Raw genomic sequence first — 26,225 nt, 5'->3', positions numbered from 1 at the left:
GCTTCGGCGGAGCCGGTCCGGCGCCATTGTCAGCTGACAATTTCGCTAAGATTCCGGAATTCCACGTGATTTTTTCATCGAATCCGGTTCGTTATTGATTGGCTAACCAAGAAATCGCTTGACGGAATCACCAGACTCACGCTCATTTGCGCAAAATTACCCGATTTATCAGGATTTGCGTGAATGCCGACCAAGGCCGCGATTGTCGAGAAAGCCAAGAGAGCGAGTCAGGTCTCGATCGACGAGACCATAGCGCAGGACTCGACGATGCTCAGCAGCCAGTTGCAGGTGCTGTTCGAGCGGTTGTTTTCGCCCGATGCGCGCAAATCGCTGCGGCGGTTCAGCAGCACCGAGACCGCCAAGCTGCTTGGCGTCACCGACAGCTATGTTCGCCACCTCGCCGCCCAGGTGGAAAGCATCAATCCCGAAAAGACGGCCGCCGGCCGCCGGGTGTTCTCGCTCGAAGAAATTCATGCGATGCGCCAGCATCTCGGACGCACCAAGCCTTCCTATCTGCCGATGCGCCGGCCAGGCGACCATCTCCAGGTGATCGCCGTAACCAATTTCAAGGGCGGTTCCGGCAAGACGACGACATCCATCCATCTGGCGCAGTTCCTGGCGCTCCGCGGCTATCGCGTCCTTGCCGTCGATCTCGACCCGCAGGCATCGATGTCGGCGATGCTCGGCTATCAGCCGGAATTCGATGTCGGCGAAAATGAGACGCTTTACGGCGCCATCAAGTATGACGAGACACGCCGCGACGTTGCCGACATTGTCCGCCAGACGTATTTCCCCGGTCTCGATCTCATCCCCGGCAATCTCGAACTGCACGAGTTCGAACACGATACTCCAAAGGCGCTGGCCGATACCAACCGCGATGACAAGGACATGTTCTTCATGCGGGTCGGCAATGCACTGCATTCGCTAGAAGAGAACTATGACGTCGTCATCATCGACTGCCCGCCTACCCTCGGTTTCCTGACGCTGTCTGCTCTCTGCGCCGCGACCGCTGTGCTCATTACCGTTCATCCGCAGATGCTCGACGTGGCCTCGATGAACCAGTTCCTGACGATGACCTCCGACCTTCTATCCGTGGTCAAAGAGGCCGGCGGCAATCTTGATTACGACTGGATGCGTTATCTCGTCACCCGCTACGAGGCCAATGACGGCCCGCAGGCACAGATCGTCGCCTTCCTGCGCAGCCTGTTCGGCGAGCGCGTGCTGACCTCGATGATGGTCAAGTCGACCGCGGTTTCGGATGCGGGCCTGTCCAAGCAGACGATCTACGAGGCGGGGCGCGAGACGATGCATCGCCAGACCTATGATCGCGGCGTCGAATCCGTCGACAGCGTCAATGCCGAGGTCGAGCAACTCATTCGCAGTGCGTGGAGCAGGACATGAGCCCAAAAGGTCGCGATATCCTGAAGAGCATGGTCGGCGCCGTGGAGCCGGCACGGCCGGAGGCGCCGGGCGCGCCGCCGCCGCATCGCCCATCGGGAGCAGTCAAGGCGATGAACCTGTCGCTTGGGCGGCTAGGTGAGGAAGCGGCGGCCGCCAAGGCGCTGCGCGAATCGCTTGCCTCCGGCGACAAAGTGCTGGAGATCGATCCGGCTGCCGTCGAGATGTCCTTTATTCGCGACCGCATCCCGGTCGATATGGACCCCGAATTCGAGCGGTTGAAGCAGTCGATCCAGGAAAGCGGACAGCAGGTTCCGATCCTGGTGAGGCCGGATCCGGTAACGGCCGGGCGTTACCAGGCAGCCTATGGTCACAGGCGTCTGCGTGCGGCTGCGGAGATCGGGGTTCCCATCAAGGCTGTGGTGCGCAAGCTGACGGACGAAGAACTGATCCTCGCACAGGGTCAGGAAAACGGCCCGCGGGTCGACCTAAGCTTCATCGAACGGGCGCTGTTTGCGCGGCGCATGGATGAACACGGCTTCAGCCGCGACATGATTGCCCAGGCGCTGGCGACGGACAAGCCGGAAACGTCAAGGCTGCTGCAGGTGGCGCAGACGATCGATCCCGAGATCATTCTCGCCATCGGACCGGCGCCCAAGGTCGGACGGCCGCGCTGGTTGGCTTTTGCGGAGAAATTCAGGGAGGCTGGCGGGCAGAAGAAGGCGCGGGCCGCAATTGGTGCGGCAGCGTTCCAAACGCTGGACAGCAATAGCCGCTTCGACGCAATCTGGAAGGCGCTCGAGGAAAAGAGCGCACCGCAGCGAGCCGAGCAGACGCTTCGCACTCAAGGCGGCAGGCAACTTGCTTCGGTGACCCGCTCCGGGAAAACCTTTCGCATCACCGTCAAATCGGCGGAGTTTTCAGAATTCCTGGCTCAGCGGTTGGTCGGCCTCGCCGCCGAGTTCGAAGAGGTAAATGAGGTAAAATGAGGCAGTTAGACCGATTGTCAGCTGACAATTCGGATAGGAGATAACGCGCAAAAGAAAAAAGCCCCCGAACGTCACCGTCACGGAAGCTTTCCTCGTAGTCTTGAACACCTCCGAGAATCGCACTTCCGAGAATCGCTGTCAAGAGTTTTTGGCGTCGTTTTGGCGAGCGGATTTCTTTTGCCTCGTTGAGGTGGAAGAGATGGAAACCGGAAGTATAACGACGCCCTTCGGGCGGCGGTCGATGACGCTTGGCATGCTCGCAAGCCAGGTGATGGCAGGTGAAATCAGGCCTGACCAATCGGTCGACAAATGGAAGCTGTTTCGTGCGCTGTGCGAAGCAAAGCCGCTGCTTGGCATCAGCGACCGCGCACTAGCCGTGCTCAATGCGCTCTTAAGCTTTTATCCAAAGAACGAGCTGGCCCCGGAAAACGGGTTGATCGTATTCCCGTCGAATGTCCAGCTTTCGCTCAGAACGCACGGCATGGCCGAGCAGACCGTGCGGCGCCATCTTGCAGCACTCGTCGAGGCGGGCCTTCTCCTGCGCAAGGATAGTCCCAACGGCAAGCGTTATGTCCGCCGGGATAGGGCAGGGGAGGTAAACGATGCTTTCGGCTTCTCGCTGGCGCCGCTGCTGGCCCGCGCCGAAGAGATCGAGCAACTGGCCGCCGAGGTGATGGCCGAGCGGCTGCATGTTCAGCGTCTGCGCGAACGCATCACGCTTTGCCGCCGTGATATCGCCAAGCTGATCGAAGCGGCTGCCAAAGAAGACGTTCAGGGGGATTGGCAGGGCCTGTACCAGGACTTTCGAGACCTGGTCGAGGGGCTGCCCCGGTCGCCGACGACGGCACAGCTCGAACAATTGCAGGACGCATTGACGGCGCTCAGGGCGGATATCCTTAACCAGCTGGAAATTAGAGTTAAATCGACAAAACAGCGCGGCAATGCCGGTTATATCGAGCGTCACATACAGAATTCACACTCCGAATCCCTATCTGAACTTGAACCAAGCTTCGAAACGAAGCAGGGCGCGACGCCGAAGCAAGACAGCGGGCGAGGCCACGGGCTGGAAGAGGAGAGGAGCGAGGCCATCCGTTCGGATCGGCCGGGACAGCAGGGTGGACAACCCGGCCGCCGAGACGCCGCCGCCGGATTGAAATCCTTCCCGCTAGGCTTGGTTCTGCAGGCCTGCCCTGAAATCCTTGCCTACGGGCCGAATGGCAACGTCCGCAACTGGCGTGATTTGATGACCGCGGCTGTGACGGTGCGATCGATGCTCGGCGTCAGTCCGTCAGCCTACGAGGAGGCTGCAAACGCAATGGGACCGGAAAACGCCGCGACGGTGATGGCATGCATCCTGGAGCGGGGCGGCCATATCAATTCAGCCGGCGGCTATCTTCGCGACCTGACGCGGCGAAGCGAAAAGGGGGAATTCGCAATCGGCCCGATGTTGATGGCGCTCCTGCGGGCAAATGCGCCGGCCGGCCGAAAGGCGGGATAGGTTTTCCGCTCGTCTGGGTCATCCATGCTCGGATGATCGCCGGCGACGATGCCGAAACCGGAGAGGGGGTATGCCGGATGTTAGCGGATGAGCCTTCGTTCCAGGAAGGTCTGCATCTCGCGACGTCCGTCCGCCACGCAATAGACGACGACGTCGGTGCCGATGACACGGTAGATCATACGCCAGGGCCTGAGGTGCAGTTCGCGGTATTCGGAGATACCGATACTGGCCAATTCCTTCGGGATATTTCCGCGGGCCGGAATTTGTGGAAGTCGGCGCAGGCGCGTTCGATCTCCGTCAGGATGCGCTCTGCCGTCTCGGCGCCGTCGCGGGCGGCAATGAAACGATAGAGATCCTCGACGTCGCGTTCCACGTCCTCGGCGAGAAGAACACGGTAATGCATCATGACTGTCTGACGGCCAGACGTTTGCGGATGCGCGCGAAGGATTCCGATTGAGGACGCAGCCTGCCTTCCTCGACCTGTCGATTGGTGAGCGCCAGCACCTTCAGCAGCGCCAGCGTCTCCTTCGTTTCTTCATATTGGCCGACATCCTTCCGTCTCAGCTGCGGCTGCTTTTTTCCTCTGAATGTCCGCGAAAGAGAATGTCATTTCTTATAATGACGTTTGTCTACTGATTTTATAGATTACATTGTTGCAACCATTGGGCGGATTATGGCGCCATGACCTACCTCCTCAGCCTTCTCGACAAAAGCCCGATCGAACAGGGCCTCACTGCAGCGGATGCGCTGCGGGCGACGGTCAAGATTGCCGCCCGGGCCGAGGAACTTGGTTATCACCGTTTCTGGGTCGCCGAACATCACGGCATGTCCAATCTGGCGAGTTCGGCGCCGGAGGCGCTGATCGCCTACCTTCTCGCCAGGACCTCGAGGATCCGCATCGGTTCCGGCGGCGTCATGCTGCAGCACTACAGCGCCTATAAGGTTGCCGAGACCTTCAATCTTTTGGCATCGCTTGCGCCCGGCCGCGTCGATCTCGGCGTCGGTAAGGCGCCGGGCGGTTTTCCGCTCGCAACGCGCGCCCTGCAGCTTGCCGTCGATCCGGCCAGGAAGCCGGATTTCGCAAGCCAGCTTTCCGATCTCAACACCTATCTCGCCGCCAAACCCAGTCACCAAGGTGCGCAGGCGACTCCTTTCCCGCCGACGGCTCCGGAGCGTTTCCTGCTCGGCGCCAGCGTCGAGAGCGCCGAGCTCGCTGCCGAGAAAGGCTGGGAACTGGTCTTTGCCGGCCATCTGAACGGCGACTCCGACAATCTGCGCAGGACCTTCGAGGCCTATGAGCGGGCATCGGGCGGCAAGCGTCCCATCCTGGCGCTCGCGGCCTTCGCTGCCGAAAGCGAGGAATATGCTCGCGAGCGTGTCGGTAAGCTCAGGATCGTCAAGCTGTTCCTGCCGGACGGCCAGACCGTCAATGTCGGCAGCGAAGAGCAAGCGGCGGAATTTGCCCGGCAGGCCGGCCTCACCGATTACCGCATCGAGGAGAAGGTGCCGAGTGTGCTGCACGGCACGGCAAAGCAGATCCGCAACGAACTGGACGAGCTCCATCGCCGCTACGGCGTCAAGGAATTCGTGTTCGACACGCCGGCGCTTTCGACCGCTGACCGCCTTGCCTCCATCGAGCTGCTCGCCGCCGAGCGGCTTTCCCTCGTCGCCTGACCGTTTTCAAGGAGATTGATCCATGGTTCAGAAACACGTCACGTTCGGCATCATGCTGCAGGGTCCCGGCGGCCATATGAATGCCTGGAAACATCCCAGCGGTCCGGCCGATGCCAGCGTCAATTTCGATTTCTTCGTGAGGACGGCGCGCAAGGCGGAGGCGGCCGGCATCGCTTTCGCCTTCGTCGCCGACGGGCTCTATATCAACGAGCAGTCGATCCCGCATTTCCTCAACCGGTTCGAGCCGATCGCCATTCTCTCGGCGCTGGCGGCCTCCACTTCCAAGATCGGCCTCGTCGGCACGGTCTCGACTTCCTACAGCGACCCCTTCACTATTGCCCGCCAGTTTGCCTCGATCGATCTCATCAGCGGCGGCAGGGCAGGGTGGAATGCGGTGACCTCGCCGCTAGAGGGTTCAGGCAGAAATTACAGCCGTGAACATCCGGAGCACGAGTTGCGCTACGAGATCGCCGAGGATTACATCGATGCGATCAAGGGTCTCTGGGATTCCTGGGACGATGACGCATTTGTACGCGATCGCGAGACCGGCGTCTTTGTCGACAAGGCGAAAATGCATCGCCTTAACCACAAGGGCCGTTTCTTCCGCATTGAAGGCCCGCTCAATATCGGCCGTTCAAAACAGGGCCAGCCCGTCGTCTTCCAGGCGGGGGCTTCGGATTCCGGCATCAGGCTTGCCGGCAAGTATGCCGACGCCGTCTTCACCAATGGCGGGCCGTTCGAGGAGGCGCGAGGCTTTTATCGTCAGCTCAAGGATAGCGTCATCGCGCATGGACGGCCCGGCGCGGAAGTCGGCGTCTATCCCGGCATCGGCCCTATCGTCGGCAGAACAGCCGGGGAGGCGGAGGCCAAGTATCAGGCGATCCGCGATCTCGTCACGATCGAGGAGGCGCTCCTCTATCTCGGCAGGTTTTTCGATCATCACGATTTCAGTGTCTACCCGCTCGATGAGCCGTTCCCCGAGCTCGGTGATATCGGCAGGAACAATTTCCGCGCCACCACCGACCGCATCAAAAGAACGGCGCGCGAGAAAGGGCTGACGCTCCGTCAGGTCGCGCTCGATTCCGCCACCCCGCGCACTGCCTTTATCGGCACCGCCGAGCATATCGCCGACGAGATCATCCGCTGGGTGGATCACGGGGCCGCCGACGGCTTCATCCTCGGCTTCCCCGTCATCGCCGAAGGCTTTGACGACTTCGCCACGCACGTCCTGCCGATCCTGACGGAGCGCGGCTATTTCGATCCGGTCCTGAAGGGCGAGACTCTGCGCGACCACCTGGGCCTGCCCTTCCGGGAAAGCCGGTATGCGACCGGCGCTGATCACGTTGAGCAGGGGAGGGCTATCGGCGCCTGAGGCGCCGGTGAACGCCATGGACACTATCGCTCAGAACTCACCCAGCAACGATCCGGTCGAGAAGGGCATCGCCGCCTATCTCAACGAGATCATAGCGCTTCGCCGCGACCTGCATCAATATCCCGAGCTTGCCTTTCAGGAGCTCAGGACCAGCAAGCTCGTGGCATCCCGCCTTTCCTCCTGGGGCTATGAGGTGGCGACCGGCATTGCCGGCACCGGCATCGTCGCCACCCTCAGACGCGGCGAAGGCCGGAAACGGATCGGCATTCGCGCCGACATGGACGCACTGCCGGTCGAGGAGGCGACCGGCCTTGCCTATGCCAGCAGCAATCCCGGCGTCATGCATGCCTGCGGCCATGACGGTCATACTTCCATCCTGCTGGCGGCCGCCCGCTATCTCGCCGAGAGCGGCAATTTCAGCGGCACGTTGAGGCTGATCTTCCAGCCCGCCGAGGAAATCGGCGCCGGTGCCCGCAAGATGATCTCGGAAGGGCTGTTCGAACGGTTTCCCGTCGATGCGGTCTTCGGTTTGCACAACTGGCCGGGTGTGCCGACGGGGCAGTTCGGTTTCGTCACCGGCCCGGCCATGGCCTCGGTCGATCAGGCGGTGATCAAAATCGTCGGCAAGGGCGGCCACGGAGCCGAGCCGCACCGCGCCGTCGATCCGGTGCTGGCTTCCGCCTCCTTCATCACCGCGCTGCAAAGCGTCGTCTCGCGCAATGTCGATCCGCAGGACATGGCGGTCGCCACCGTCGGCTCGATCCATGCCGGTTCGGCCTCGAATGTCATCCCCGAGAGCGTGGAGATGAAGCTCACCATGCGGGCTTTCAGCGAGACGGTTCGCCAGCTGCTGCAGGAGCGTATTCCAGCCCTTGCCCGTGCGCAGGCCGAAAGCTTCGGCGCATCGGCGGATGTGAACTACCGCCTCGGTTTTCCGGCGCTGGTCAATCATCTCAAGGAAACCGCCTTTGCCCGGGATGTCGCCTATGATGCGCTCGGTCTTGCAGCGATCGAGAAAGATTTCCGGCCGCGGACCGCAAGCGAGGATTTCGCCTTCATGCTGCAGGCCAATCCAGGCAGCTATCTCTTCGTCGGCAACGGCGACAGCGCGCCTCTCCACAGCGCCCATTACGATTTCAACGACGCGATCATCGCGCCGGCCGCCCGCTACTGGGTCCGGCTCGCGGAAACATTCCTCACTGAAGACAATGGGTGACGAACGATATGAGCGATACGTTTCTCTACACGACCCCTCTCGATCCCCGTGCCAAGCCGTTGATCGATGAGCTGATCCACGAATATGACAGCCGCTACGGCACCTATTTCAATGCCGAAGGCGCTGCAGCCGAATTGAACCGCTATCCCCCCGAAGCTTTCGCGCCGCCTCTCGGCAATTTTCTTCTGCTGATCCGCACTGGCCAGACCATCGGCGGCGGCGCCTTCAAGCACTACGATGATCGCACCGCCGAGTTCAAACGCATCTGGACACGCTCGGACCTGCGCCGCCAAGGCCTTGCCCGCAAAGTGTTGGTGGAGCTGGAAACTCAGGCGGCCCGCCAGGGATATACCCGGATCTATCTGACGACCGGTTTCCGCCAGCCGGAGGCCGTCGGCCTCTATCTGAACTACGGCTACACCGCTCTCTTCGACACGGCGGCCGATCCCGAAATCTACAAGAGCCTGCCCTTCGAAAAGGACATCACCCATCTCGTTCCGCCGGTCTTCGGAACCGAGGCGGCCGAATCGCGCCTGCACGTGGCCGGCGCACATCTCTGAAAGCGACAAGACGATAATCATAAAAGGGAAGCAAGAATGGCACTGACGACGGATTTCGCGGGTATTGAGCCCGCCACCAGAACGGCAGAACCCCGGCAGGACTATTCCCGTTACCGCATCGTTCCGGCGCGCCATCCCGAGCGGCTGGCAGGCACGATATTCGCGGCCGTCGTTATCGTGGCCGTGCTTTATTCCACCTTCACCAATCCGCGCTGGGGCTGGAACGTCTTCGCCGAATGGTTCTTCGCCGAGCCGGTGCTCGTCGGCCTTGGCAGGACATTGCTCCTGACAGTGCTCGCCGCCATATCGGGCTCCATCCTCGGAACGGCCCTCGCGCTCGCCCGGGTCTCCAAGTCGCCGCTGCTCTCGGGCCTTTCCTGGGGCTATATCTGGCTCCTGCGCTCGATTCCCATGATCGTGCTGCTGCTGATATTGAACAATCTCGGCTATCTCTACCAAACAATTAGAATCGGGGTCCCGTTCACCAACACGGTCTTGTTCGACTATCCGACCGTACAGTTGCTGACGCCCTTCGCTGCTGCCTACCTTGGCCTCACGCTCAATCAGTCGGCCTTCTTCGCCGAGATCGTCCGCGGCGGCATTCTGTCAGTTGATCATGGGCAGCTGGAAGCAGCCGCCGCGCTCGGTCTGCCGCGCCGCCGCCAGGCCTTTCGCATCGTGCTGCCGCAGGCCATGCGCTCCATCCTGCCGACCGGTTTCAACGAGCTCATCGGATTGGCGAAAAGCACGTCCGTCGTCTACGTATTGGCGCTCCCGGAGCTGTTCTACACCGTCCAGGTGATCTACCGTCGCAATCTCGAAGTCATTCCGCTGCTGATGGTTGCGACCGTCTGGTATCTGATCATCATGACCGTGCTGTCGGTCGCCCAGCACTATATCGAGCGCTATTTCTCCAAGGGTGCCGTTCGCAATCCGACACCGCTGCCTTTCCAGGCATTTTTCGAACGCTTCCGCAGCCCGCTACCGGTTTTCGATGGCGCGACTGATAAAGAGCGCAATCTTGATTTCCATGATGCGACGGCTCTGCGGGCGGGCGGCACGGTGCGCATCCACGGCATCTCGAAGAGCTTCGGCTCGCTGAAGGTACTTGACGACGTCGAGCTCAACCTGCCGGCCGGCAGCGTGACCGCCATTCTTGGGCCCTCCGGTTCGGGTAAGTCGACACTGCTGCGGTCAATCAATCATCTGGAGCGTGTTGACGGCGGCTTCATCTCCATCGACGGCGATTTCATCGGCTATAGCAGGAAGGGCGACACGCTCTATGAGCTCAAGGAGAAGGATATCCTCAAACGCCGCGCCGATATCGGCATGGTTTTCCAAAGCTTCAATCTCTTCCCGCATCTGACCGTGCTCGAAAACCTCATAGAGGCGCCGATCGAGGTTCGCGGCGTTGGCCGCGAGGAAGCCGTGCAACTGGCGCAGGAGCTGCTGGCACGCGTCGGTCTCAGCGACAAGATCAATGCCTATCCGCGTCAACTCTCCGGCGGCCAGCAGCAGCGCGTCGCGATCGCCCGGGCGCTGGCACTCCGCCCCAAGGTTCTGCTCTTCGACGAGCCGACTTCCGCGCTCGATCCGGAACTCGTCGGCGAGGTGCTCGACGTGATCAAGGAATTGGCCCGCACCGGAACGACGCTCGTCATCGTCACCCATGAAATCGGATTTGCCCGTGAAGTCGCCGACACCGTCGTCTTCATGGAAAGCGGCCGCATTTTGGAGGCCGGTCCGCCGGCCCGGATCTTCACGCAAGCTGAGCATCCGCGAACCCGCGAATTCCTCGCCAAAGTTCTCTAGCGCTTGATAGCGCTGGCGAAATGCCGGGCCGCGACGGGCTGCTCCGGTCGAATAACAACGGTTACAATCTCAAGACGAAATGGAGAAGGGGTATGGCATTCACAGATAGAGTAAGACTTGTCATAGCGGGAGCCATCGCCATTAGCTCAATCGGTTTCGGCTCCGCTCAGGCGCAGCAGAAATTCGATCTCAGCCCAGAACAGTCGAACCGGCTGCGGGTGGAAAAGAACGAGAAGCGCATCGCAGAAATTAAGAACTTCAAGTTCGTCGAGAACGGTGTTTTCACCGTCGCCATCAGCTCCAGCGGCAATCTGCCGCTGCACGACTATGCCTCCGATTCTAAAACGGTCATCGGTTATGACGTCGACCTGGCGCAGGCGATTGCCGACAGCCTCGGCCTAAAGCTCAATCTCGTTTCCGTCGCCTGGGCCGATTGGCCGCTGGGGCTGGTATCCGGCAAGTTCGACGCGGTGATCTCCAACGTGACCGTGACGGAAGAGCGCAAGGAAAAGTTCGATTTCTCGACCTACCGCAAGGATGAGCTCGGCTTCTATGTCAAGGCCGACAGCCCGATCGCATCGATCAAGGAGCCGAAGGATATTGCCGGCCTGAAAGTCATTACCGATGCCGGCACCAACCAGGAAAAGATCCTGCTCGAATGGGACCGCCGCAATGTCGCTGCCGGCCTGAAGCCAATCGAAGTGCAATATTACGACGACGATGCGGTCAAGGATCTTGCCGTCCGGTCCGGCAGGGCCGATGCCGTCTTCAGCGTCAACGCCACCCAAGCCTATGCGGCGGGCATCAACGGCGAGACAAAGCTTGTGGGTACCGTCAGCGGCGGTTGGCCGATCACCGCCGAGATCGCAGTCACCACACGCAAAGGCAGCGGTCTGGCCGCTCCCTTGACCGGCGTCGTCAACGATCTGATTGCCAGCGGTGCCTACAAGAAGATCCTCGATACCTGGAATCTCGGATCGGAAGCGATTGACAAGGCTCAGACCAATCCGCCTGGCCTGCCGAAGAGCGGTTCGTAATGTTTATGGGACGGCCGGCCGTTCGTGCCGGTCCGTCCCTGCCTTTCACCGCAAACGGAGATATATCGAACGTGGCGAATTTTCTTGATATCCGCACCTTTTTCTTCGCGGCGCTGACGGCAGTCTTGACGGGCCTCAGTGCAGCCCATGCGGCAGATGATTTTGACTTGAGCCCGCAGCAGCCGGGCAGGCTTCATGCCGCCAGGAACGATGCGGCGATCGCCGCGATCCCGAAGGATTTCAAGTTCGTCACGCCGGGTAAATTCACCATCGCCGTCAGCCCCGGCGGCCCGCCGCTTGCGACCTATGCCACCGACGCCAAGACCGTGGTCGGCGCCGATCCCGATTACGCCTATGCCATCGCCGACTGCCTCGGCCTGGCGCTGGAGATCGTGCCGGTCGCCTGGATCGACTGGCCGCTCGGCTTAACCGCGGGCAAGTATGATGCCGTCATCTCCAATGTCGGCGTCACTGAGCAGCGCAAGGAGAAGTTCGATTTCTCCACCTACCGGCAGGGCCTGCACGGTTTCTTCGTGAAATCCGATAGTCCCATAACCTCGATCAAGGAGCCGAAGGATGTGGCAGGCCTGAGGATCATCGTCGGCGCCGGCACCAATCAGGAGCGTATCCTGGTCAAGTGGAGCGAAGAGGATGTTGCCGCGGGCCTGAAGCCGATCGAACTGCAATATTACGACGACGAGGCGGCGAGTCTTCTCGCGCTGCGTTCGGGTCGCGCCGACGTCATCGTCCAGCCGCACGCGCAGCTCGTTTTCATCGCGGCGCGTGACAAGAACATCAAGCGGGTGGGCACGCTGAGCGCCGGCTGGCCGGATCGTTCCGACGTCGCCATCGCTACCCGCAAGGGAAGCGGGCTCGCCGATGCGCTGACCATCGCCACCAATGGTCTGATCAAGGGCGGCACCTATGCGGGGATACTCGATCATTGGCATCTTTCCGAGGAAGCCTTGCCCGCGTCCGAGACCAATCCTCCCGGCCTGCCGAAATATTGATCGTCGGAAGTCATGCCATGAGCGGGCGCAAAATATTCATCAGTCATATCGGCTTCCTCACTCCCGGCAACTATCCCGATGACGATCCCTTGTCGGGATTGGAACAGACGCTCCAGCAACTGCATTATGGCGAGGCGCTTGGCTTTGACAGCGCCTGGGTCCGCCAGAGGCACCTGGAGCCGGGGATCTCGTCCGCCAGCGCCTTTCTGGCGGCGGCCACCCAGCGCACCAGCCGGATCGAGCTCGGAACGGCGGTCATCCCGATCGGTTATGAAAGCCCGTATCGGCTAGCCGAAGACCTCGCGACGGTCGATGTCCTCTCGTGCGGGCGGCTGAATATCGGCGTCAGCGCCGGCCGGCCGCTGCATGCCGCGCTGATCGGCCCGCTCGCCTTTGACGGCGACTGGACGCGTTACGATTTCTCGCATGATCGCGTGTTGCGCTTTGCCGACAATCTGCGCGGCACCTATTTCGGAGATGACGAGACCTTCATCAAGACGCCCTTCGGCCCACAGCGGCCGCGTCTGCAGCCCTATGCCAAGGGACTGATCGACCGGATCTGGTATGGCGGCGGGTCGCAGCACTCGGCTGGCTGGGCCGGCCGCAACGGCTTCAACTTGTTGACGGGGAATGTGATAACGGGGGAGGGGACCGACGATTTCTTCGTCGCCCAATCCAGGCTGATTAAAACTTATCGCGACTCTGGAACGCAGCGCCGCGTCGCGCTCGGCCGCGTCATCGTGCCTTTCGACAGCGCCGATGCGCCAACGCGCCGCCGCTATCGCGATTATGCGGATGGCCGCCATCAGCGGACGCTTTCGCCGCAGGGTGAGCGGCGCACCCTGTTCGCCTGTGATATTGTTGGCACGTCGGAGAAAATTTTGGAGCGGCTTTTCGCCGATCCGATCCTGCCTGAGATCAGCGAGTTGAGGTTGGAGCTCCCTTACGAGTTCGAGCACGAGGAATATCGCCAGATCCTCCACGACTTCGTGACAAAGATCGCCCCTGAACTCGGATGGAAAGCGCGGCCCGAAATTCGGGCCGCATCCTGAAGGGCCGTCGACCGCGCCCATTCGGCACCAAACAACCATTTTAAGAGGAACATCCGTCAGTGACCAAATCGGTGGAATATTTCTTTTCGATCGGCTCGCCCTGGTCCTACATCGGCTTCGATGCCTTTACCGAGCTGGCGGCGAAGAACGACGTCGTCGTCACGCCCTATCTGACGACGGTGGTCGAGGAGAATGGCGGCATCTTCTCACGCAACCGCCCGGAGATTCGCCGCGCCTATTGGACGCGGGACCTCAAACGCTGGGCGCGCGTGCGTGGCAGGGAATTGCGGCTCGAACATCGGCCGGAGCTCAGCGATCCGGCGCCGGCCTCCCTCTTCGTGATCGCCGCCTATCTCGACGGGCAGGACTGGATTGGCGTCGTCCGCGCCCTGCAGCATGCTTTCTGGAGCGAGGCGAGGGATATCGGCAAAGCAGATATACGCGAGGCGATCGTTACATCAGCAGGTTTCGATGGCGCAGCGCTTCTCAGGCGCCAAGCCGACGACGACGTCCAGAACAAATGGTCGGCAGACCGCGTGCATGCGCGCGACAGCGGCGTCTTCGGTTTTCCCAGCTATGTCTATGACGGCGAGCTTTATTGGGGCCAGGACAACCTGCCCTTCCTCGAGCGCCATCTGCGCGGTGACAGACCGTAAACTTCAAGGCGAATCTTTTTTCAATCGAGCGCCGAAGGAGAGATGCACATTCCTTTAATCCAGTAATTTTATAGACAATATTTGAGGTAACCACAGAGAGGAAAAACCATGTCAGGTTTCAAACTCGTCGGCATTGCCGGCAGCTTCAACCGCCCATCGAAGACATTGGCGCTCGTTCGGCATGTCGCCGAACGCGCCAGCATCAGATACGGCTTTTCGAGCAAAACCTATGACCTGCACGATGTCGGTCCGTCGCTGGGCGGCGCCTTGTGGCGCAAGGACCTCGACGAGCAGGCCAGGCGTGTCGTCGACGAGATCGTGAGGGCCGATGTGCTGATTATTGGTTCGCCGACTTACAAGGGCTCGTATCCCGGCCTATTCAAGCACCTCATCGATCTGATCGATCCGCAGGAGCTTCGCGGGAAGCCCATCATCATTACGGCGACCGGTGGCGGCGACCGGCATGCCTTGATGGTCGAGCATCAGCTTCGGCCGCTGTTCGGTTTCTTTATGGCCCATACGCTGCCGACCGCCGTTTATGCGTCCGACCGCGATTTTGCGGATTACACGATCTCATCCGATACGCTTTCGAGCCGCATCGGTGAAGTGGTCGGCGAATTGGCAGCTTTCTTTCCTGAGGCAAGCCCTGCAATAGCGGCGGCCGAATAGAGGACGTCTTTATGGTTCGATCTCTGAAGGCAGCGGTGGACAGCGCGGAACGGCCGGGATCGGGCGAGCAATTGTGGAGCGTCTTTGAATTCGCCCGACGATATCGCCTCGCCAAACGAGAAGAGAACCGTCTGTTGATGCTTTACGGACCGACTGCATCGCTTCGCGATCTGCTTGCCAATGCGCGACGCCATTCGCTGATTTCCTAACCGCCGAAAATATCTGTCCCTGACAGGAGGCTCGCATGAAGCTTGACTTCTACTTTTGGCTGAAACGTGCAGTCGGCTGCTTCCTCCGGAGCAAGGCGCGGGAGCCTGTAAACGGACTGGTTGCCGGCGAAGAGGAGCAGGACCGGTCAGCCCGCGAATACGAACTCCATTATTGGGGCGCGATGCCCGGACTTTGGTATTGAGGAGGGGGTGAGATGGCAATCGTCGTCGAGACCGGCGTCCGTCGGCACGACACCAGAAGAGCAACAGGAAGCCTCATATCGCCGCTCAGGCATGCGGCCGGAATATGCACGGTCGTCGGTTCCTTCACCTTCCTCTTCGCGCTGGTAATCGGGCTGATCCAATGAGCGAAGTCCTCATTCTTCCCGGATTGTTCGGCTCGGGAGAGGGGCATTGGCAACAGCACTGGCTGCAGGATCAGCCGGGCAGCCGTTATGTCGCTCAGGAGGATTGGGATCATCCCACCCTCGACAGCTGGCTGCCGCGATTGGAAGAAGCGCTTGAGGAGGCTGGCGAAGCCTATCTGGTTGCCCATAGTCTCGGATGCCTGCTCGCTGCCCGGCTGGCCGGACGAAGCGCTGCCCGCCGCGTAAAGGGAGCATTGCTCGTTGCGCCCTGCGATCTGCCGGCCACGGAAAATCTGCATCCCGGGCATATCGCCTTCGGCGGCATGCCGACGGCGCCTCTGCCATTTCCGAGCATCGTCGTCGGCAGCATGAACGACGCCTACATGACAGTCGATCGGCTGACCTTGTTTGGCCGCCTGTGGAAAGCCGAGACCAGGAATATCGGCCTTGCAGGCCACATCAATATCGCAAGTGGTTTTGGCCGCTGGCGAACGGGCTACCGGCTGCTGGATGCCTTGAAGATGCGCGCCGGCAATCGAAGGCGCAGCGTTTTCGCGCGGCCGGCGCTTGCGATGTGAATGGAAGCGGAATGTCCGATATCATCGACGATCTCCTGCGCCTCAGCGAAGATCCGAATGCCGACCCGAGGAGCAGGCGCCGGCAAACCATGGAGCGCCTAGTGCAGGCGCTGCTTGCCATGGCCGATGCCGAAATTGGGCCTGTCGAGGCGCAACATCGCCATTCGATCATTCATTTGACGACGAGCATCCACGACATGACTGGCAGGATCGCCGAGGCCGACGATACGTCATTTGCGGCAATCGTCAGGGAGGCCGCGATGCTGATCCACAGCCTGCGCGGCGCCGGGCCGATGCGGCCAGATTTACGGTGCATTGAAAGGTGAGGAATATCACCGAGCATAGGCAGGCTGGGATGCGGCGAAGCGAGGTTCAGATGCTCGGTGCAACCAGTATGGCTCTCACGGATGAGCTCGTCTCGCTCAGCCTTCGCCCCGAGCTCGATCCCGGCCCCGAGCCGCACCGGACACCGCTGAGCGAGATGGAGGTGGAGATGTTCGCCAGGCGGCTGCTTCAGGAATCCGACGGCGCGCCGCTTTGGGTCTTCGCTTATGGATCATTGATATGGAAGCCGGACTTCGATGCGGTCGAGTGGCAGCGTGGCGCGGCAAGGGGTTGGCATCGATCCTTCTGTCTGAAGATGACACGCTTGCGGGGAAGCCGGGCGCAGCCCGGCCTCATGATGGCACTTGATCGCGGCGGACGATGCAACGGCATCCTCTTCAGGCTTGCCGATGACGATCGCCTCGGCCAGATTCGACGCTTGATCCGCCGTGAGGTCGGCACGATCGAAGATGCAGCGACGGTTCGCTGGATTCCTGTTAAGACTGCACAGGGCTATGTGCGCGCGTTGGTCTTTTGGGCCGGCCTGAAGGGGGAGCGCGTTTCCCGCAGATTGCCGTTGGAGACGGTGGCGCGCGTGCTTGCCAGGGCCTGCGGACATATGGGCTCCTGCGCCGAATATCTCTATCTGACGGTGAAGCATCTGGAAGAACGCGGCATTCGTGATCGCAATTTATGGCGCCTCCAGGAGCTCGTCGCAGCCGAACTCCTGTCGATCCATGGCCTGAACGAGGTCACGCAAAGCCGCTAAGCGCCGTGCGCTTTTTTCAGACCCGCAGCGCTTTGACATCTTGAATGCAATCCCTCAGAGCTTGCCTTTCCAGGGCACGAGGTAGGTCTCCAGGAAACGGATGGCGGCCGAGAAGGTGAAGGCGCAGGCTGCAATGATGGCGATGCCGACGAAGACAACATCGGTTGCCAGGAACTGCGAGGCCGACATGATCATGAAACCGATCCCGCGCGTCGAGGCGATCAATTCGGCGGCGACCAGCGTGCTCCAGCCGACGCCGAGCGCAATGCGAATGCCGGTGAGGATTTCGGGCAGGGCCGACGGCAGGACGATGTCGATGAAGAGCTGCAGCCGGCTGGCACCCAGCGAACGGGCGGCATTGACGCGCTCGATCGGCAGCGAACGAACGCCGGCCTGGGCCGAAAGGCAGATCGGCGCAAACATCGCCAGCACCAGCAGCGTGATCTTCGAGGTTTCGCCGATCCCGAGCCAGATGATCATCAGCGGCAAGTAGGAGAGCGGCGGAAGCGGCCAGTAGAACTCGATCGGCGCATCGAGCACCCCTTTGGCCCATCGGTTCAGGCCCATGAGCAATCCTAGCGGAATGCCGGCGGAGATGGCGATCAGCGCTGCGACAACGATGCGGAACAGACTTGCAGCGACGTGCTCAGAAAGCGACGCACCGGCGTAACCGTCGCGACAGATGACGCCGATCTGCGTCAGCACCTCATCGGGACGCGGCAGGAAAAGGTGCGGGACGATGCCAAGGGCAGCGACGAGCCACCACAGCAGCAGAATTGCCAGGGCGGTGGCAACACTGATGGCCACCGTTGATCTCTCGCCGGCGCCGAAGCCGGCCATCTTCACCAGCTTGACCTGGCGGTTCTCTCTCTGCGCCGCAACCGGCGAGGCCTGCATTACATCGCTCATGCGGCGCTCCTCAAATCTTCGCTGCTGTGGAGAATGGCGCGGATCTCCTCACGCAGCTCGGCAAATTGCGGCGAGGCCTTGATCGATCGTCCGTCGCCGGTTTCGGCGAAGCGTCTGATAAAATCGAGATCGAAGCGCGCAACGACGCGCCCCGGCCGAGGCGACATGACGAGCACCTGCGTGCCGAGAAACAGCGCCTCTTCGATCGAATGGGTGATGAAGAAAACCTTCTTCGCCGTCTTGTTCCAGATGGAAACCAGCAGTTCCTGCATCTGCTCGCGGGTCAGGCTGTCGAGCGCGCCGAAAGGCTCGTCCATCAGCAGGATATCGGGATTGGTCGCAAGCGCCCGGGCGATGCCGACACGCTGGCGCATGCCGCCCGACAGCTCGTAGGGAAAGGCGCCGGCGAATTCGTCAAGACCGACGAGCCGCAGCAGTTCGAGCGCGCGCGCTTGCCGCTCCTTGCGGTTGACGCCGGCAAATTTCAGGCCAAGCGCGACATTGTCGGCCACCGATTTCCAGGGCAGCAGCGCATCTTTCTGAAAGACGACGCCGCGATCAGCACCCGGCCGTTCGACGGCGCGGCCATCGAGCGTGATCCGGCCATCTGACAGTGGAAGGAAACCGGCGATCGCGTTGAGAAGGGTTGATTTGCCGCATCCCGAGGCGCCGAGCGCGACGACGAAACTCCGTTCGGGAATATCGAAGGAAACGCGATCGAGCGCGTGGACGGTCCGCCCGTCCCGGGCTGCAAAGAAAACGCTGGCGTGATCGACTTTAAGCATGGTGCCACTCACAAGTTCGACGCCGGCGCGAGGATGGTCGCGCCGGCATCGGGAGGATCAGTTGCTGGCGCTGGTAAGCGCGTCGGCGGTGACGAAGGCGCCATAATTCGCCAGCACGTCGGAGACCTTGCCCTGTTCTTTCAGAAACGATGCCGTGTCCTTCAGGATCTTGCCGGCGCCCGCCTTTTCGCCGCCGCCGAGCCAGGCGTCCGACGCTTGGACCTCGGGGGTGAGCAGCGTCAGGTTCTTCAGCGCCGAGGCCTGCTGCTCGGCCGTTCCGCCGAGAAGCCTGGCGAGCGACTTGGCGTTATCGCTGTCGGGACCCCAGGCGGCTTTGTCCGATGCGAAGGAAGCGTAGTATTTGGTGACGACTGAGGCAAAGCCCTTCAGGAATTCCGGATTGTCGCCGGCAAATTTCGAGGTTGCAACCCAGGCCGAGAATGTCGGCGCGCCCTTGTCCGCCACATCCCTGGAGGTCACCAGAACCTTGCCGTTCTTCTTGAGTTCGGTGAGCGCCGGATCCCACACAAAACCGCCATCAATATCGCCGCGGTTATAGCTCGCAACGATCTCAGGCTGGGGGATTGCGAAGACCTGGACGTCTTTCTCGGTTAGACCAAGCGATTTGATCAGCGCCAGAAGCTGATAGTGGTCCGTGGAGACGGGCGCGGCGGCAAGCTTCTTGCCCTTCAGATCGTTCAGGCTTTCAATGCCCGAGCCGTTGCGGACGACAAGAGCCTCGTCGATGCCCGAGATAGAGGCGAGGTAGAAGGCCTTGACCTCGAGCCCGCGCGAGACCGCAGCCGCAAACGGACTGGAGCCGACATAGCCGACCTGAACATCGCCCGAGGCAATGGCTGCGAAGATTTCGGCGCCGGAATTGAACCTGCGGAAGTCGATATCGTATCCCGTTTTCTTGGCGAATTCGCCGTTGGCGATTGCCACTGAAGACGGCAATGCGTCGGTTTGATAGCCGACGACGACCTTCTTGTCCGCCGCCTCAGTGGCGAGCGCCGTTGCGAGAATGCCGATGCCGACGGCGATTGCGACAACCAAATTTCTGAAATTCATCCTGAGCCCCTTTGTTTCAAGGGCCACCCGGCCCCTTCATCTCACCTGCAAAAGGGTAACGGTTGATAAGGGGCTGGCGGGAGGAATAACAAACTATATTTATAGACTATGGAGATAATTGTTTCCATGATTCTGCCGCTTGAGCCATCCGCGTGGCGGTGAGTGACAAGAAGCGGCGTTACCGAGCTTCAGGGAGAATGCGTTGACATACGATGTGATCGTCGTCGGTTCCGGTTTTTCAGCGATCGCTGTGACCTGCAATCTCATCGAGCTGCTTCCCGCTTCGGCGAAGATTGCCGTCGTCGGCGACGATGCCGGTTTCGGACGCGGGACGGCATATAGGACGGAGCTCTATCTCCATCGCCTTAACGTGCCGGCCGGCCGCATGAGCCTGCTGCCCCATCACCCCGACGATTTCGTCGATTGGCTGAAGGCTCATGAACGCCCCATGCAGGCCGGCGATTTCGCCTCGCGCGGCGATTACGGCCTTTATGTCAGGGATACGCTTGCGCGCCTGCTTCGAAAGCGGGATGGCCGTTGCCGGGTCGATTTCATCAAGGCCAAAGCAGCCGGATGCGTGGAGCGCTACACAAACACGCTCGCCTTTCACCTCGGCAATGGCGACGAGGTCGCCGGGAAGAATGTGGTGCTTTGCCTCGGCGTCGGAAACGCCGACCTTCCGGTCGAACCGACGGGCGTTTCGTTTTCGCTGCGATCGCGGATCGTCGAGAACCCGTGGCGGCTCTCCTGGCTGAGGCGCGTCGCGCCCTCCGATGCGGTCTGTATTCTCGGCTCCGGCCTGACGATGATCGATCAGGTTCTCGCACTTCGCGCCCATGGCCACAGAGGCAAGATCGACGTGCTTTCGCGACGCGGCCTGGCGCCGCTCGGTCATGCGAGGACGCCGCCCGCGCCGCTGCCGATCGAGGATCACACGCTTCCCGCTACGATCAGCGGCGTGTTGAAGATCTTGCGGGAAAAGAGCAGGTCGGTCGCCGACTGGCGGAGCGTGATGGACGGCCTGAGGCCCGTCACGCAGGCTCTCTGGCAACGGCTTTCGAACGAGGAGCGAGCGCGCTTCCTGCGGCACGCGCTTCCCTGGTGGAACATCCATCGCCACCGGGTAGCGCCCGACGTATTCGCCGGCTTCGAGAAACTGGTCTTAGACGGAACCGTTCGCTTTCACGCGGGCTTTCTGAAATCGCTCGAGGCCGAAGATGACATGCTGGTCGCCGGATACAGGGTCAGAGCCAAGCGCGAGATCGCCGAGATCAGGGCGGGCTGGCTGGTCAACTGCACGGGTATGGAGCGCGCCGGGATCAGCCATTCGCCGCTTCTGAAGGAAATGAGCCGCTTTCAGCTGATCGTTCCCGATCCGCTCGGCCTCGGCATCCAGGTGAATGCGGCTTCCGAAGTGACGGCTCCGTCCCGGATCTCGCCCGCGCGGCTGTTTGCCGTCGGCGCCTTGACGGCCGGGCAATTCTGGGAGATCACCGCCGTCCCCGATATCCGGGTGCAGGCGAAGGCTGTGGCCGAAGAGATCGTCAAAGTGAGGCCCGCCTCCGACGCGTAGGCTGACAAACTTGGGATCGGCACGGTGTTGTTGAATTGCTGGCCGCCGACAGCTACAGTATTTGGTAGGCCATAATACGATTCCTGGTGGCTGCTGCAGCAAAGTTCGAGCCTGGGAAGTCAATCCAACACTGAGGTACAGCATGAGCGGTGCTCTGAAGGACGCAGCAATCAGAGTCGAGCGTCCTGCGAAGACCTTGCGGGAACTGGCGCTCGACAAGGTCCGCGAGGCGATCGTCAACGGATACTTCCGTCCCGGAGACCGGCTTGTCGAGCGTGACCTCTGCGCCCAGCTCGGCGTCAGCCGAACGGTGGTGCGCGAGGTTCTGAGACATCTGGAATCGGAAGGGCTGGTCGCCAATCTGCCGAACAAGGGACCGATCGTCGCCCAGCTGGATATCGACGAAGCCAAACAGATCTATGAAATCCGCGGTGCGCTCGAAGGCATGGCGGCGCGGCTATGCGCCGAACGTGGAAACCCCGAGATCGTCGCCGCGCTCGAGGAATCTCTGACCGCAATTCGCGACAGCTATCGCGACCAGGATATGGCGGGTGTGCTGGCCAATACCTCTTCCTTCTATCAAACGCTGTTCACCATGGTCGACAGGCATGTTGCCTGGGGCGTCGTCAATCTCCTGACCGTGCGTATAAACCATTTGCGCTCGATGACCATCAAGACGGAGAGGCGTGGCATCGAGGGGCCGGCACAGATGTCGAAGATCGTCGACGCTATCCGCCGCGGCGACGGCGAGGGGGCCTATCGGGCAGCGATGGACCACGTGGCCGCAGCCAGTGCGATTGCCGAAGCTGTGCTCTCCGCAAAGAAGACCTCCGAATAGACGCTGACGCCTCTGCCTCTGACGCCAGGGGCATCCACCTGTGATCCATCAGTATGTTCAATCTTGGTGCGCAGGACTTAGAGGTCATGCACTCCACACTTGACTCCCGACTTTGCTCAGTGTGATGGTATGCCATAATATGAGGCGCTTACATGGCCGATTCATCCGGCCCTTGGGTTCGCTTGCCTTGGCCGCCTCAAATGACTTGTCAGCTGACAACTGGGACTCTCCGGAGCTTTGAGATGTCGTGCATCATTGGCAGCCTTTTGCTCGCGGGCGGCACGAACCCAAAATGACCAGACATAACAGACTGCTACAAAACGATTCTTTCGAAACCCGGCTATGCCGCGTCGGCAATCCAGAGGAGCTTGACAGCACTATATTATGGTATACCATAATACGAAATAGAGATAAGGTGTCCCATGGCCATTCAAATTCGCAAGACGGGATTGCAGATCGAAACGACGCTGATCGAAGGCGGCAAGGCCGCGGCGGTGCCGCTGAAGCTGTTTTCGGCTTTCGCGGTCGTGAAGAACCCCTGGGCTGGCCGCGGCTTTGTCGAAGACCTCAAGCCCGAAATCCACGCCGGCGCGCCGGTTCTCGGCGAGTTGCTGACCAAGATGATCATCGATGCGGTCGGTTCCGGCGATGCCGTAGAAGCCTACGGCAAGGCCGCCGTGGTCGGCCTGGACGGTGAGATCGAACATGCCTCCGCGCTCATCCACACGCTGCGCTTCGGCAATTTCTATCGCCAGGCCGTTGGCGCCAAATCCTATCTCGCCTTTTGCAATACGCGCGGTCCTGCCAATGCGCCGATCATGATCCCGCTGATGGACAAGAACGATGAAGGCCGCCGTTCGCACTATCTGACCATCCAGACCTCGATCCCCGACGCGCCTGCCGCCGACGAGATCGTCGTGGCTCTTGGCGCTTCGGTGGGCGGGCGCCCTCATCACCGCATCGGCGACCGCTATCAGGATCTGAAGGACCTTGGGCAGGGCGTCGCCAACCCCGCGGGCGTTTGAAAGGGTGGGCGCTGAGATGCTGACAGCCGGATCGATCTCGGGCGCCGCTGCAGCAAAAGGCGCCGCCGGTGATTTGCCTCGAAAGGAGACGCCAGGCGGGACGGCCTATTACGAGACGGGCAGCGGCGAGCCGCTGGTTCTCATTCATGGCGTCGGCATGCGGCTCGAGGCCTGGGCGCCGCAGATCGCCTTTCTGTCGGCGGGCCATCGCGTCATTGCCGTCGACATGCCGGGACATGGCGAGAGCGCAAAGCTGCCGGCGGGCAGCCGCCTCGAGGAATTCGTCGCCTGGTTCGGGCGCTTTCTCGACGAGATGGCGATCGAAAGGGTGAATGTTGCCGGCCACTCAATGGGGGCGCTGGTATCGGGAGGGGCGGCGGCGACATTCGGCGAACGGATCAGCCGTGTCGCTTATCTCAACGGCGTCTACAGGCGCGACCCCAAGGCGAAAGCTGCCGTGCTTGCACGGGCCGCGGCCATTCCGGTGACGGGTGTGGATAAGGAAGGTCCCCTGGCTCGCTGGTTCGGCGATGATCCCGATAGCCTCATTGCGCGGGAATTGACGCGAGAATGGCTGAGCCGCGTCGATCCCGAAGGCTATGCGGTCGCTTACGCCGCTTTTGCCGGAGGAGATGAGACTTATGCCGATCGCTGGAAAGACGTGGCGGGGCCGGCCCTGTTCCTGACGGGGTCCGACGATCCCAATTCGACGCCGCTGATGGCAGAGCAGATGGCGGCGCTGGCGCCGAAGGCTTGGGTCCGCATCGTCGAAGGCCATCGTCATATGGTGAACCTGACCGCGCCTGATATCGTCAATTCGCTGCTCGCCGAGTGGCTGTCGTTCGGGGAGGATGAACGATGACAATCCAGTCTGTCGACCCAAGAGCATTGCGAGATGCGTTCGGAGCTTTTCCGACCGGCGTGACCGTCGTTACCGCCTGTGACGGGGAGGGGAACCCGATCGGCTTCACCGCGAATTCCTTCACATCCGTTTCCCTCAACCCGCCATTGCTGCTCGTCTGCCTTGCCAAGACCTCGCGTAATTTCGCCACCATGACCGGAGCGCCGCATTTTGCGATCAATGTGCTGTCGGAAACGCAGAAGGACGTATCGAATACTTTCGCGCGTCCTGTCGAAGACCGATTTGCGGCGGTCGAATGGGCCAAGGGATCGGCGGGCTGCCCCATCTTCTCGAATGTCGCGGCCTGGTTCGAATGCGCCATGGAAGAGGTCATTGAGGCCGGCGACCATGTCATCCTGATGGGCCGCATCGAGGCTTTCGACAATAGCGGCCGCAACGGTCTCGGCTATGCCCGCGGCGGCTATTTCACGCCGACGCTCGCAAGCAAGGCGGTGTCTGCGGCAGCTGAGGGCAGTATCGAACTTGCGGCCGTCGTCGAGCGCCGCGGAGAAGTTCTGCTGCTGGGCGAGGATGTGCTCTCCCTGCCGAACATCGACGCCCATGGCGGCAACCCGACCGATGCTTTGCAGGAATATCTGGAGACGCTCACCCGGCTGAAAATCAGCGTCGGCTTCCTCTATTCGGTCTATGAGGGCAAGAGCGACGGCAAGCAGCACATCGTCTATCACGCCGTTGCCGGCGACGGCGAGCCTGCCGGCGGCAGGTTCATCAAGCCCGACGCCTTGGCTGCGGCAAAATTCAAGACCAGCTCCACCGCCGATATCGTCAACCGCTTCGCGATGGAAAGCTCGATCGGCAATTTCGGCGTCTATTTCGGCGACGAGACTGGCGGCAAAATCCATCCCATTCCAGCCAAGGGCGCAATAGCATGAAGTTCTCCCTCTTCGTCCATATGGAGCGGCTCGACGCCAGCCAGAGCCATAAGAGCCTCTATGAGGAATTCGTCGCGCTTTGCGAGATCGCCGACAAGGGCGGTATGCATGCGATCTGGACGGGCGAGCATCACGGCATGGATTTCACCATTGCCCCCAATCCGTTCGTGACCATCGCCGATCTCGCCCGCCGCACATCGCGGGCAAGGCTCGGGACGGGGACGGTGATTGCCCCCTTCTGGCATCCGATCAAGCTTGCGGGAGAAGCTGCCATGACCGATATCATCTGCGACGGCAGGCTCGATATCGGCATTGCGCGTGGGGCCTATTCCTTCGAATACGAGCGGCTGCTGCCGGGTCTCGATGCCTGGGGTGCGGGCCAGCGCATGCGCGAGCTCATTCCGGCGGTCAAGGGCATATGGAAGGGCGACTACGCCCATGACGGGGAGTTCTTCAAGTTCCCCGCGACGACGTCTGCCCCGAAGCCGCTGCAGCAGCCGAACCCGCCGATCTGGGTTGCTGCGCGCGATCCGAATTCGCATGAATTTGCCGTCGCCAACGGCTGCAACGTTCAGGTGACGCCGCTCTGGCAGGGTGATGACGAGGTCCAGTCGCTGATGGACCGCTTCAATGCTGCCTGCGCCAAGAACCCCGATGTCGAGCGGCCGAAGATCATGCTGCTGCGCCACACCTATGTCGGCTCGTCGGAAGAAGACGTCGCCCAGGCGGCTCATGAACTCAGCGTTTACTACAACTACTTCTTCGCCTGGTTCAAGAATGAGAAGCCGGTCAGCCAAGGCCTGATCGAGCGGATTCCGGACGAGCAGATCAGAGCGAACGCCATGCTGTCGGACGAGGTCATGCGCACCAACAATGTCGTTGGCAACGTGCAGACCGTCATCGATCGGCTCAAGGTTTATGAAGCCCTGGGCTATGACGAATATTCCTTCTGGATCGACACCGGCATGAGTTTCGAGCGCAAGAAGGCGTCGCTCGAGCGCTTCATCGCCGAGGTCATGCCGGCATTTCAGGAGTAAGG

At 61.1% G+C, this 26,225-nt stretch carries 27 protein-coding genes and 3 pseudogenes; 25 read left to right on the top strand and 5 right to left on the bottom strand.

Annotation, left to right across the window (positions count from 1 at the left end):
• Positions 1-183 precede the first annotated feature (183 nt).
• The 3 genes from repA (at position 184) to repC (ending at position 3,885) form a co-directional block, all read left to right on the top strand.
• Positions 184-1,401, top strand: a complete 1,218-nt coding sequence (repA, locus tag PYR71_RS05440; protein ID WP_183918478.1) for a plasmid partitioning protein RepA — start codon at positions 184-186, stop codon at positions 1,399-1,401.
• On the top strand, positions 1,398-2,387 hold the full coding sequence (gene repB, locus PYR71_RS05435; protein WP_275618533.1) for a plasmid partitioning protein RepB: 990 nt from the start codon (positions 1,398-1,400) through the stop codon (positions 2,385-2,387). Before repA ends, repB begins: the two co-directional genes overlap by 4 nt.
• 199 nt (positions 2,388-2,586) lie before the next feature.
• Positions 2,587-3,885, top strand: coding sequence for a plasmid replication protein RepC (repC, locus tag PYR71_RS05430; protein WP_275618532.1), 1,299 nt, complete (start codon positions 2,587-2,589; stop codon positions 3,883-3,885).
• An 80-nt stretch (positions 3,886-3,965) separates the two neighbouring features.
• On the opposite strand, the pseudogene PYR71_RS05425 reads toward repC, so the two are convergent.
• Both PYR71_RS05425 and PYR71_RS30955 read right to left on the bottom strand, forming a co-directional pair.
• A pseudogene (locus PYR71_RS05425) lies at positions 3,966-4,288 on the bottom strand (type II toxin-antitoxin system RelE/ParE family toxin).
• A pseudogene (locus PYR71_RS30955) lies at positions 4,288-4,440 on the bottom strand (prevent-host-death protein); the annotation flags it as partial. The pseudogenes PYR71_RS30955 and PYR71_RS05425, both read right to left, overlap by 1 nt.
• A gap of 126 nt (positions 4,441-4,566) precedes the next feature.
• Between PYR71_RS30955 and PYR71_RS05415 the strand changes: the two are divergent.
• From PYR71_RS05415 to PYR71_RS05340, 16 genes and pseudogenes are all read left to right on the top strand, one after another.
• Positions 4,567-5,559 (top strand): LLM class flavin-dependent oxidoreductase, encoded by a 993-nt coding sequence (locus tag PYR71_RS05415; protein WP_275618531.1) that lies wholly within the window; start codon positions 4,567-4,569, stop codon positions 5,557-5,559.
• 22 nt (positions 5,560-5,581) lie between these two features.
• Positions 5,582-6,931: an LLM class flavin-dependent oxidoreductase gene (locus PYR71_RS05410; RefSeq protein WP_275618530.1), complete on the top strand. Its 1,350-nt coding sequence runs from the start codon at positions 5,582-5,584 to the stop codon at positions 6,929-6,931.
• A 16-nt stretch (positions 6,932-6,947) separates the two neighbouring features.
• Complete coding sequence (locus tag PYR71_RS05405; protein ID WP_275618529.1) at positions 6,948-8,147, top strand: M20 aminoacylase family protein; 1,200 nt, start codon at positions 6,948-6,950, stop codon at positions 8,145-8,147.
• 8 nt (positions 8,148-8,155) lie between these two features.
• A complete protein-coding gene (locus PYR71_RS05400) occupies positions 8,156-8,707 on the top strand; it encodes a GNAT family N-acetyltransferase (protein ID WP_275618528.1) in 552 nt (183 codons plus the stop codon).
• A gap of 36 nt (positions 8,708-8,743) precedes the next feature.
• Positions 8,744-10,519: an amino acid ABC transporter permease/ATP-binding protein gene (locus tag PYR71_RS05395; RefSeq protein WP_275618527.1), complete on the top strand. Its 1,776-nt coding sequence runs from the start codon at positions 8,744-8,746 to the stop codon at positions 10,517-10,519.
• A 92-nt stretch (positions 10,520-10,611) separates the two neighbouring features.
• Positions 10,612-11,556: an ABC transporter substrate-binding protein gene (locus PYR71_RS05390; protein WP_275618526.1), complete on the top strand. Its 945-nt coding sequence runs from the start codon at positions 10,612-10,614 to the stop codon at positions 11,554-11,556.
• A gap of 71 nt (positions 11,557-11,627) precedes the next feature.
• Positions 11,628-12,566, top strand: coding sequence for an ABC transporter substrate-binding protein (locus PYR71_RS05385; RefSeq protein ID WP_275618525.1), 939 nt, complete (start codon positions 11,628-11,630; stop codon positions 12,564-12,566).
• A gap of 17 nt (positions 12,567-12,583) precedes the next feature.
• A complete protein-coding gene (locus PYR71_RS05380) occupies positions 12,584-13,618 on the top strand; it encodes an LLM class flavin-dependent oxidoreductase (RefSeq protein ID WP_275618524.1) in 1,035 nt (344 codons plus the stop codon).
• Positions 13,619-13,677: 59 nt separating this feature from the next.
• Positions 13,678-14,274, top strand: coding sequence for a 2-hydroxychromene-2-carboxylate isomerase (locus tag PYR71_RS05375; protein ID WP_275618523.1), 597 nt, complete (start codon positions 13,678-13,680; stop codon positions 14,272-14,274).
• Positions 14,275-14,382: 108 nt separating this feature from the next.
• Positions 14,383-14,943, top strand: coding sequence for an FMN reductase (gene msuE / locus PYR71_RS05370; RefSeq protein ID WP_183918490.1), 561 nt, complete (start codon positions 14,383-14,385; stop codon positions 14,941-14,943).
• A gap of 11 nt (positions 14,944-14,954) precedes the next feature.
• Positions 14,955-15,152 carry a hypothetical protein gene (locus PYR71_RS05365; protein WP_275618522.1) on the top strand — a complete coding sequence of 66 codons (198 nt, stop codon included), beginning with the start codon at positions 14,955-14,957 and terminating at the stop codon, positions 15,150-15,152.
• A gap of 35 nt (positions 15,153-15,187) precedes the next feature.
• Entirely contained in the window at positions 15,188-15,355 is a 168-nt protein-coding gene (locus PYR71_RS05360; RefSeq protein ID WP_183918492.1) for a hypothetical protein, read from the top strand.
• 12 nt (positions 15,356-15,367) lie between these two features.
• The gene (locus PYR71_RS05355; RefSeq protein ID WP_183744554.1) at positions 15,368-15,520 is read left to right on the top strand and encodes a hypothetical protein; all 153 of its coding nucleotides are present in this window, start codon (positions 15,368-15,370) and stop codon (positions 15,518-15,520) included.
• Positions 15,517-16,098, top strand: a complete 582-nt coding sequence (locus PYR71_RS05350; protein ID WP_275618521.1) for an RBBP9/YdeN family alpha/beta hydrolase — start codon at positions 15,517-15,519, stop codon at positions 16,096-16,098. The genes PYR71_RS05355 and PYR71_RS05350 overlap by 4 nt, the downstream gene beginning before the upstream one ends.
• A gap of 11 nt (positions 16,099-16,109) precedes the next feature.
• Positions 16,110-16,417: pseudogene (locus PYR71_RS05345) on the top strand (hypothetical protein).
• Between the two features lie 3 nt (positions 16,418-16,420).
• Positions 16,421-17,191, top strand: a complete 771-nt coding sequence (locus PYR71_RS05340; protein ID WP_275618519.1) for a gamma-glutamylcyclotransferase — start codon at positions 16,421-16,423, stop codon at positions 17,189-17,191.
• 54 nt (positions 17,192-17,245) lie between these two features.
• On the opposite strand, the gene PYR71_RS05335 is transcribed toward PYR71_RS05340, so the two are convergent.
• Genes PYR71_RS05335 through tauA form a run of 3 tightly spaced genes read right to left on the bottom strand, consistent with a single transcriptional unit; the run spans position 17,246 to position 19,956 of the window.
• A complete protein-coding gene (locus PYR71_RS05335; RefSeq protein WP_275618518.1) occupies positions 17,246-18,100 on the bottom strand; it encodes an ABC transporter permease subunit in 855 nt (284 codons plus the stop codon).
• Positions 18,097-18,885 (bottom strand): taurine ABC transporter ATP-binding protein, encoded by a 789-nt coding sequence (locus PYR71_RS05330; RefSeq protein WP_183918496.1) that lies wholly within the window; start codon positions 18,883-18,885, stop codon positions 18,097-18,099. The genes PYR71_RS05335 and PYR71_RS05330 overlap by 4 nt, the downstream gene beginning before the upstream one ends.
• Positions 18,886-18,942: 57 nt before the next feature.
• Positions 18,943-19,956 (bottom strand): taurine ABC transporter substrate-binding protein, encoded by a 1,014-nt coding sequence (gene tauA / locus PYR71_RS05325; RefSeq protein WP_275618517.1) that lies wholly within the window; start codon positions 19,954-19,956, stop codon positions 18,943-18,945.
• A 202-nt stretch (positions 19,957-20,158) separates the two neighbouring features.
• Between tauA and PYR71_RS05320 the strand changes: the two genes are divergently transcribed.
• From PYR71_RS05320 to PYR71_RS05295, 6 genes are all read left to right on the top strand, one after another.
• The gene (locus tag PYR71_RS05320) at positions 20,159-21,529 is read left to right on the top strand and encodes an FAD/NAD(P)-binding protein (protein WP_183918498.1); all 1,371 of its coding nucleotides are present in this window, start codon (positions 20,159-20,161) and stop codon (positions 21,527-21,529) included.
• Between the two features lie 142 nt (positions 21,530-21,671).
• Positions 21,672-22,367 carry a GntR family transcriptional regulator gene (locus tag PYR71_RS05315; protein WP_183918499.1) on the top strand — a complete coding sequence of 232 codons (696 nt, stop codon included), beginning with the start codon at positions 21,672-21,674 and terminating at the stop codon, positions 22,365-22,367.
• 422 nt (positions 22,368-22,789) lie between these two features.
• Positions 22,790-23,392, top strand: a complete 603-nt coding sequence (locus PYR71_RS05310) for an amino acid synthesis family protein (protein ID WP_183918500.1) — start codon at positions 22,790-22,792, stop codon at positions 23,390-23,392.
• A 16-nt stretch (positions 23,393-23,408) separates the two neighbouring features.
• Positions 23,409-24,254: an alpha/beta fold hydrolase gene (locus PYR71_RS05305; RefSeq protein ID WP_275618516.1), complete on the top strand. Its 846-nt coding sequence runs from the start codon at positions 23,409-23,411 to the stop codon at positions 24,252-24,254.
• Positions 24,251-25,186 carry a flavin reductase family protein gene (locus PYR71_RS05300; protein WP_183918502.1) on the top strand — a complete coding sequence of 312 codons (936 nt, stop codon included), beginning with the start codon at positions 24,251-24,253 and terminating at the stop codon, positions 25,184-25,186. The genes PYR71_RS05305 and PYR71_RS05300 overlap by 4 nt, the downstream gene beginning before the upstream one ends.
• Complete coding sequence (locus PYR71_RS05295; RefSeq protein WP_183918503.1) at positions 25,183-26,223, top strand: LLM class flavin-dependent oxidoreductase; 1,041 nt, start codon at positions 25,183-25,185, stop codon at positions 26,221-26,223. The genes PYR71_RS05300 and PYR71_RS05295 overlap by 4 nt, the downstream gene beginning before the upstream one ends.
• Positions 26,224-26,225 lie beyond the last annotated feature (2 nt).

Source organism: Rhizobium mulingense, from assembly GCF_029194105.1.
GTDB lineage: Bacteria > Pseudomonadota > Alphaproteobacteria > Rhizobiales > Rhizobiaceae > Rhizobium > Rhizobium mulingense.
Note: the sequence above shows the minus strand (reverse complement) of the source record. Positions and strands in the feature narration are given on the sequence as shown.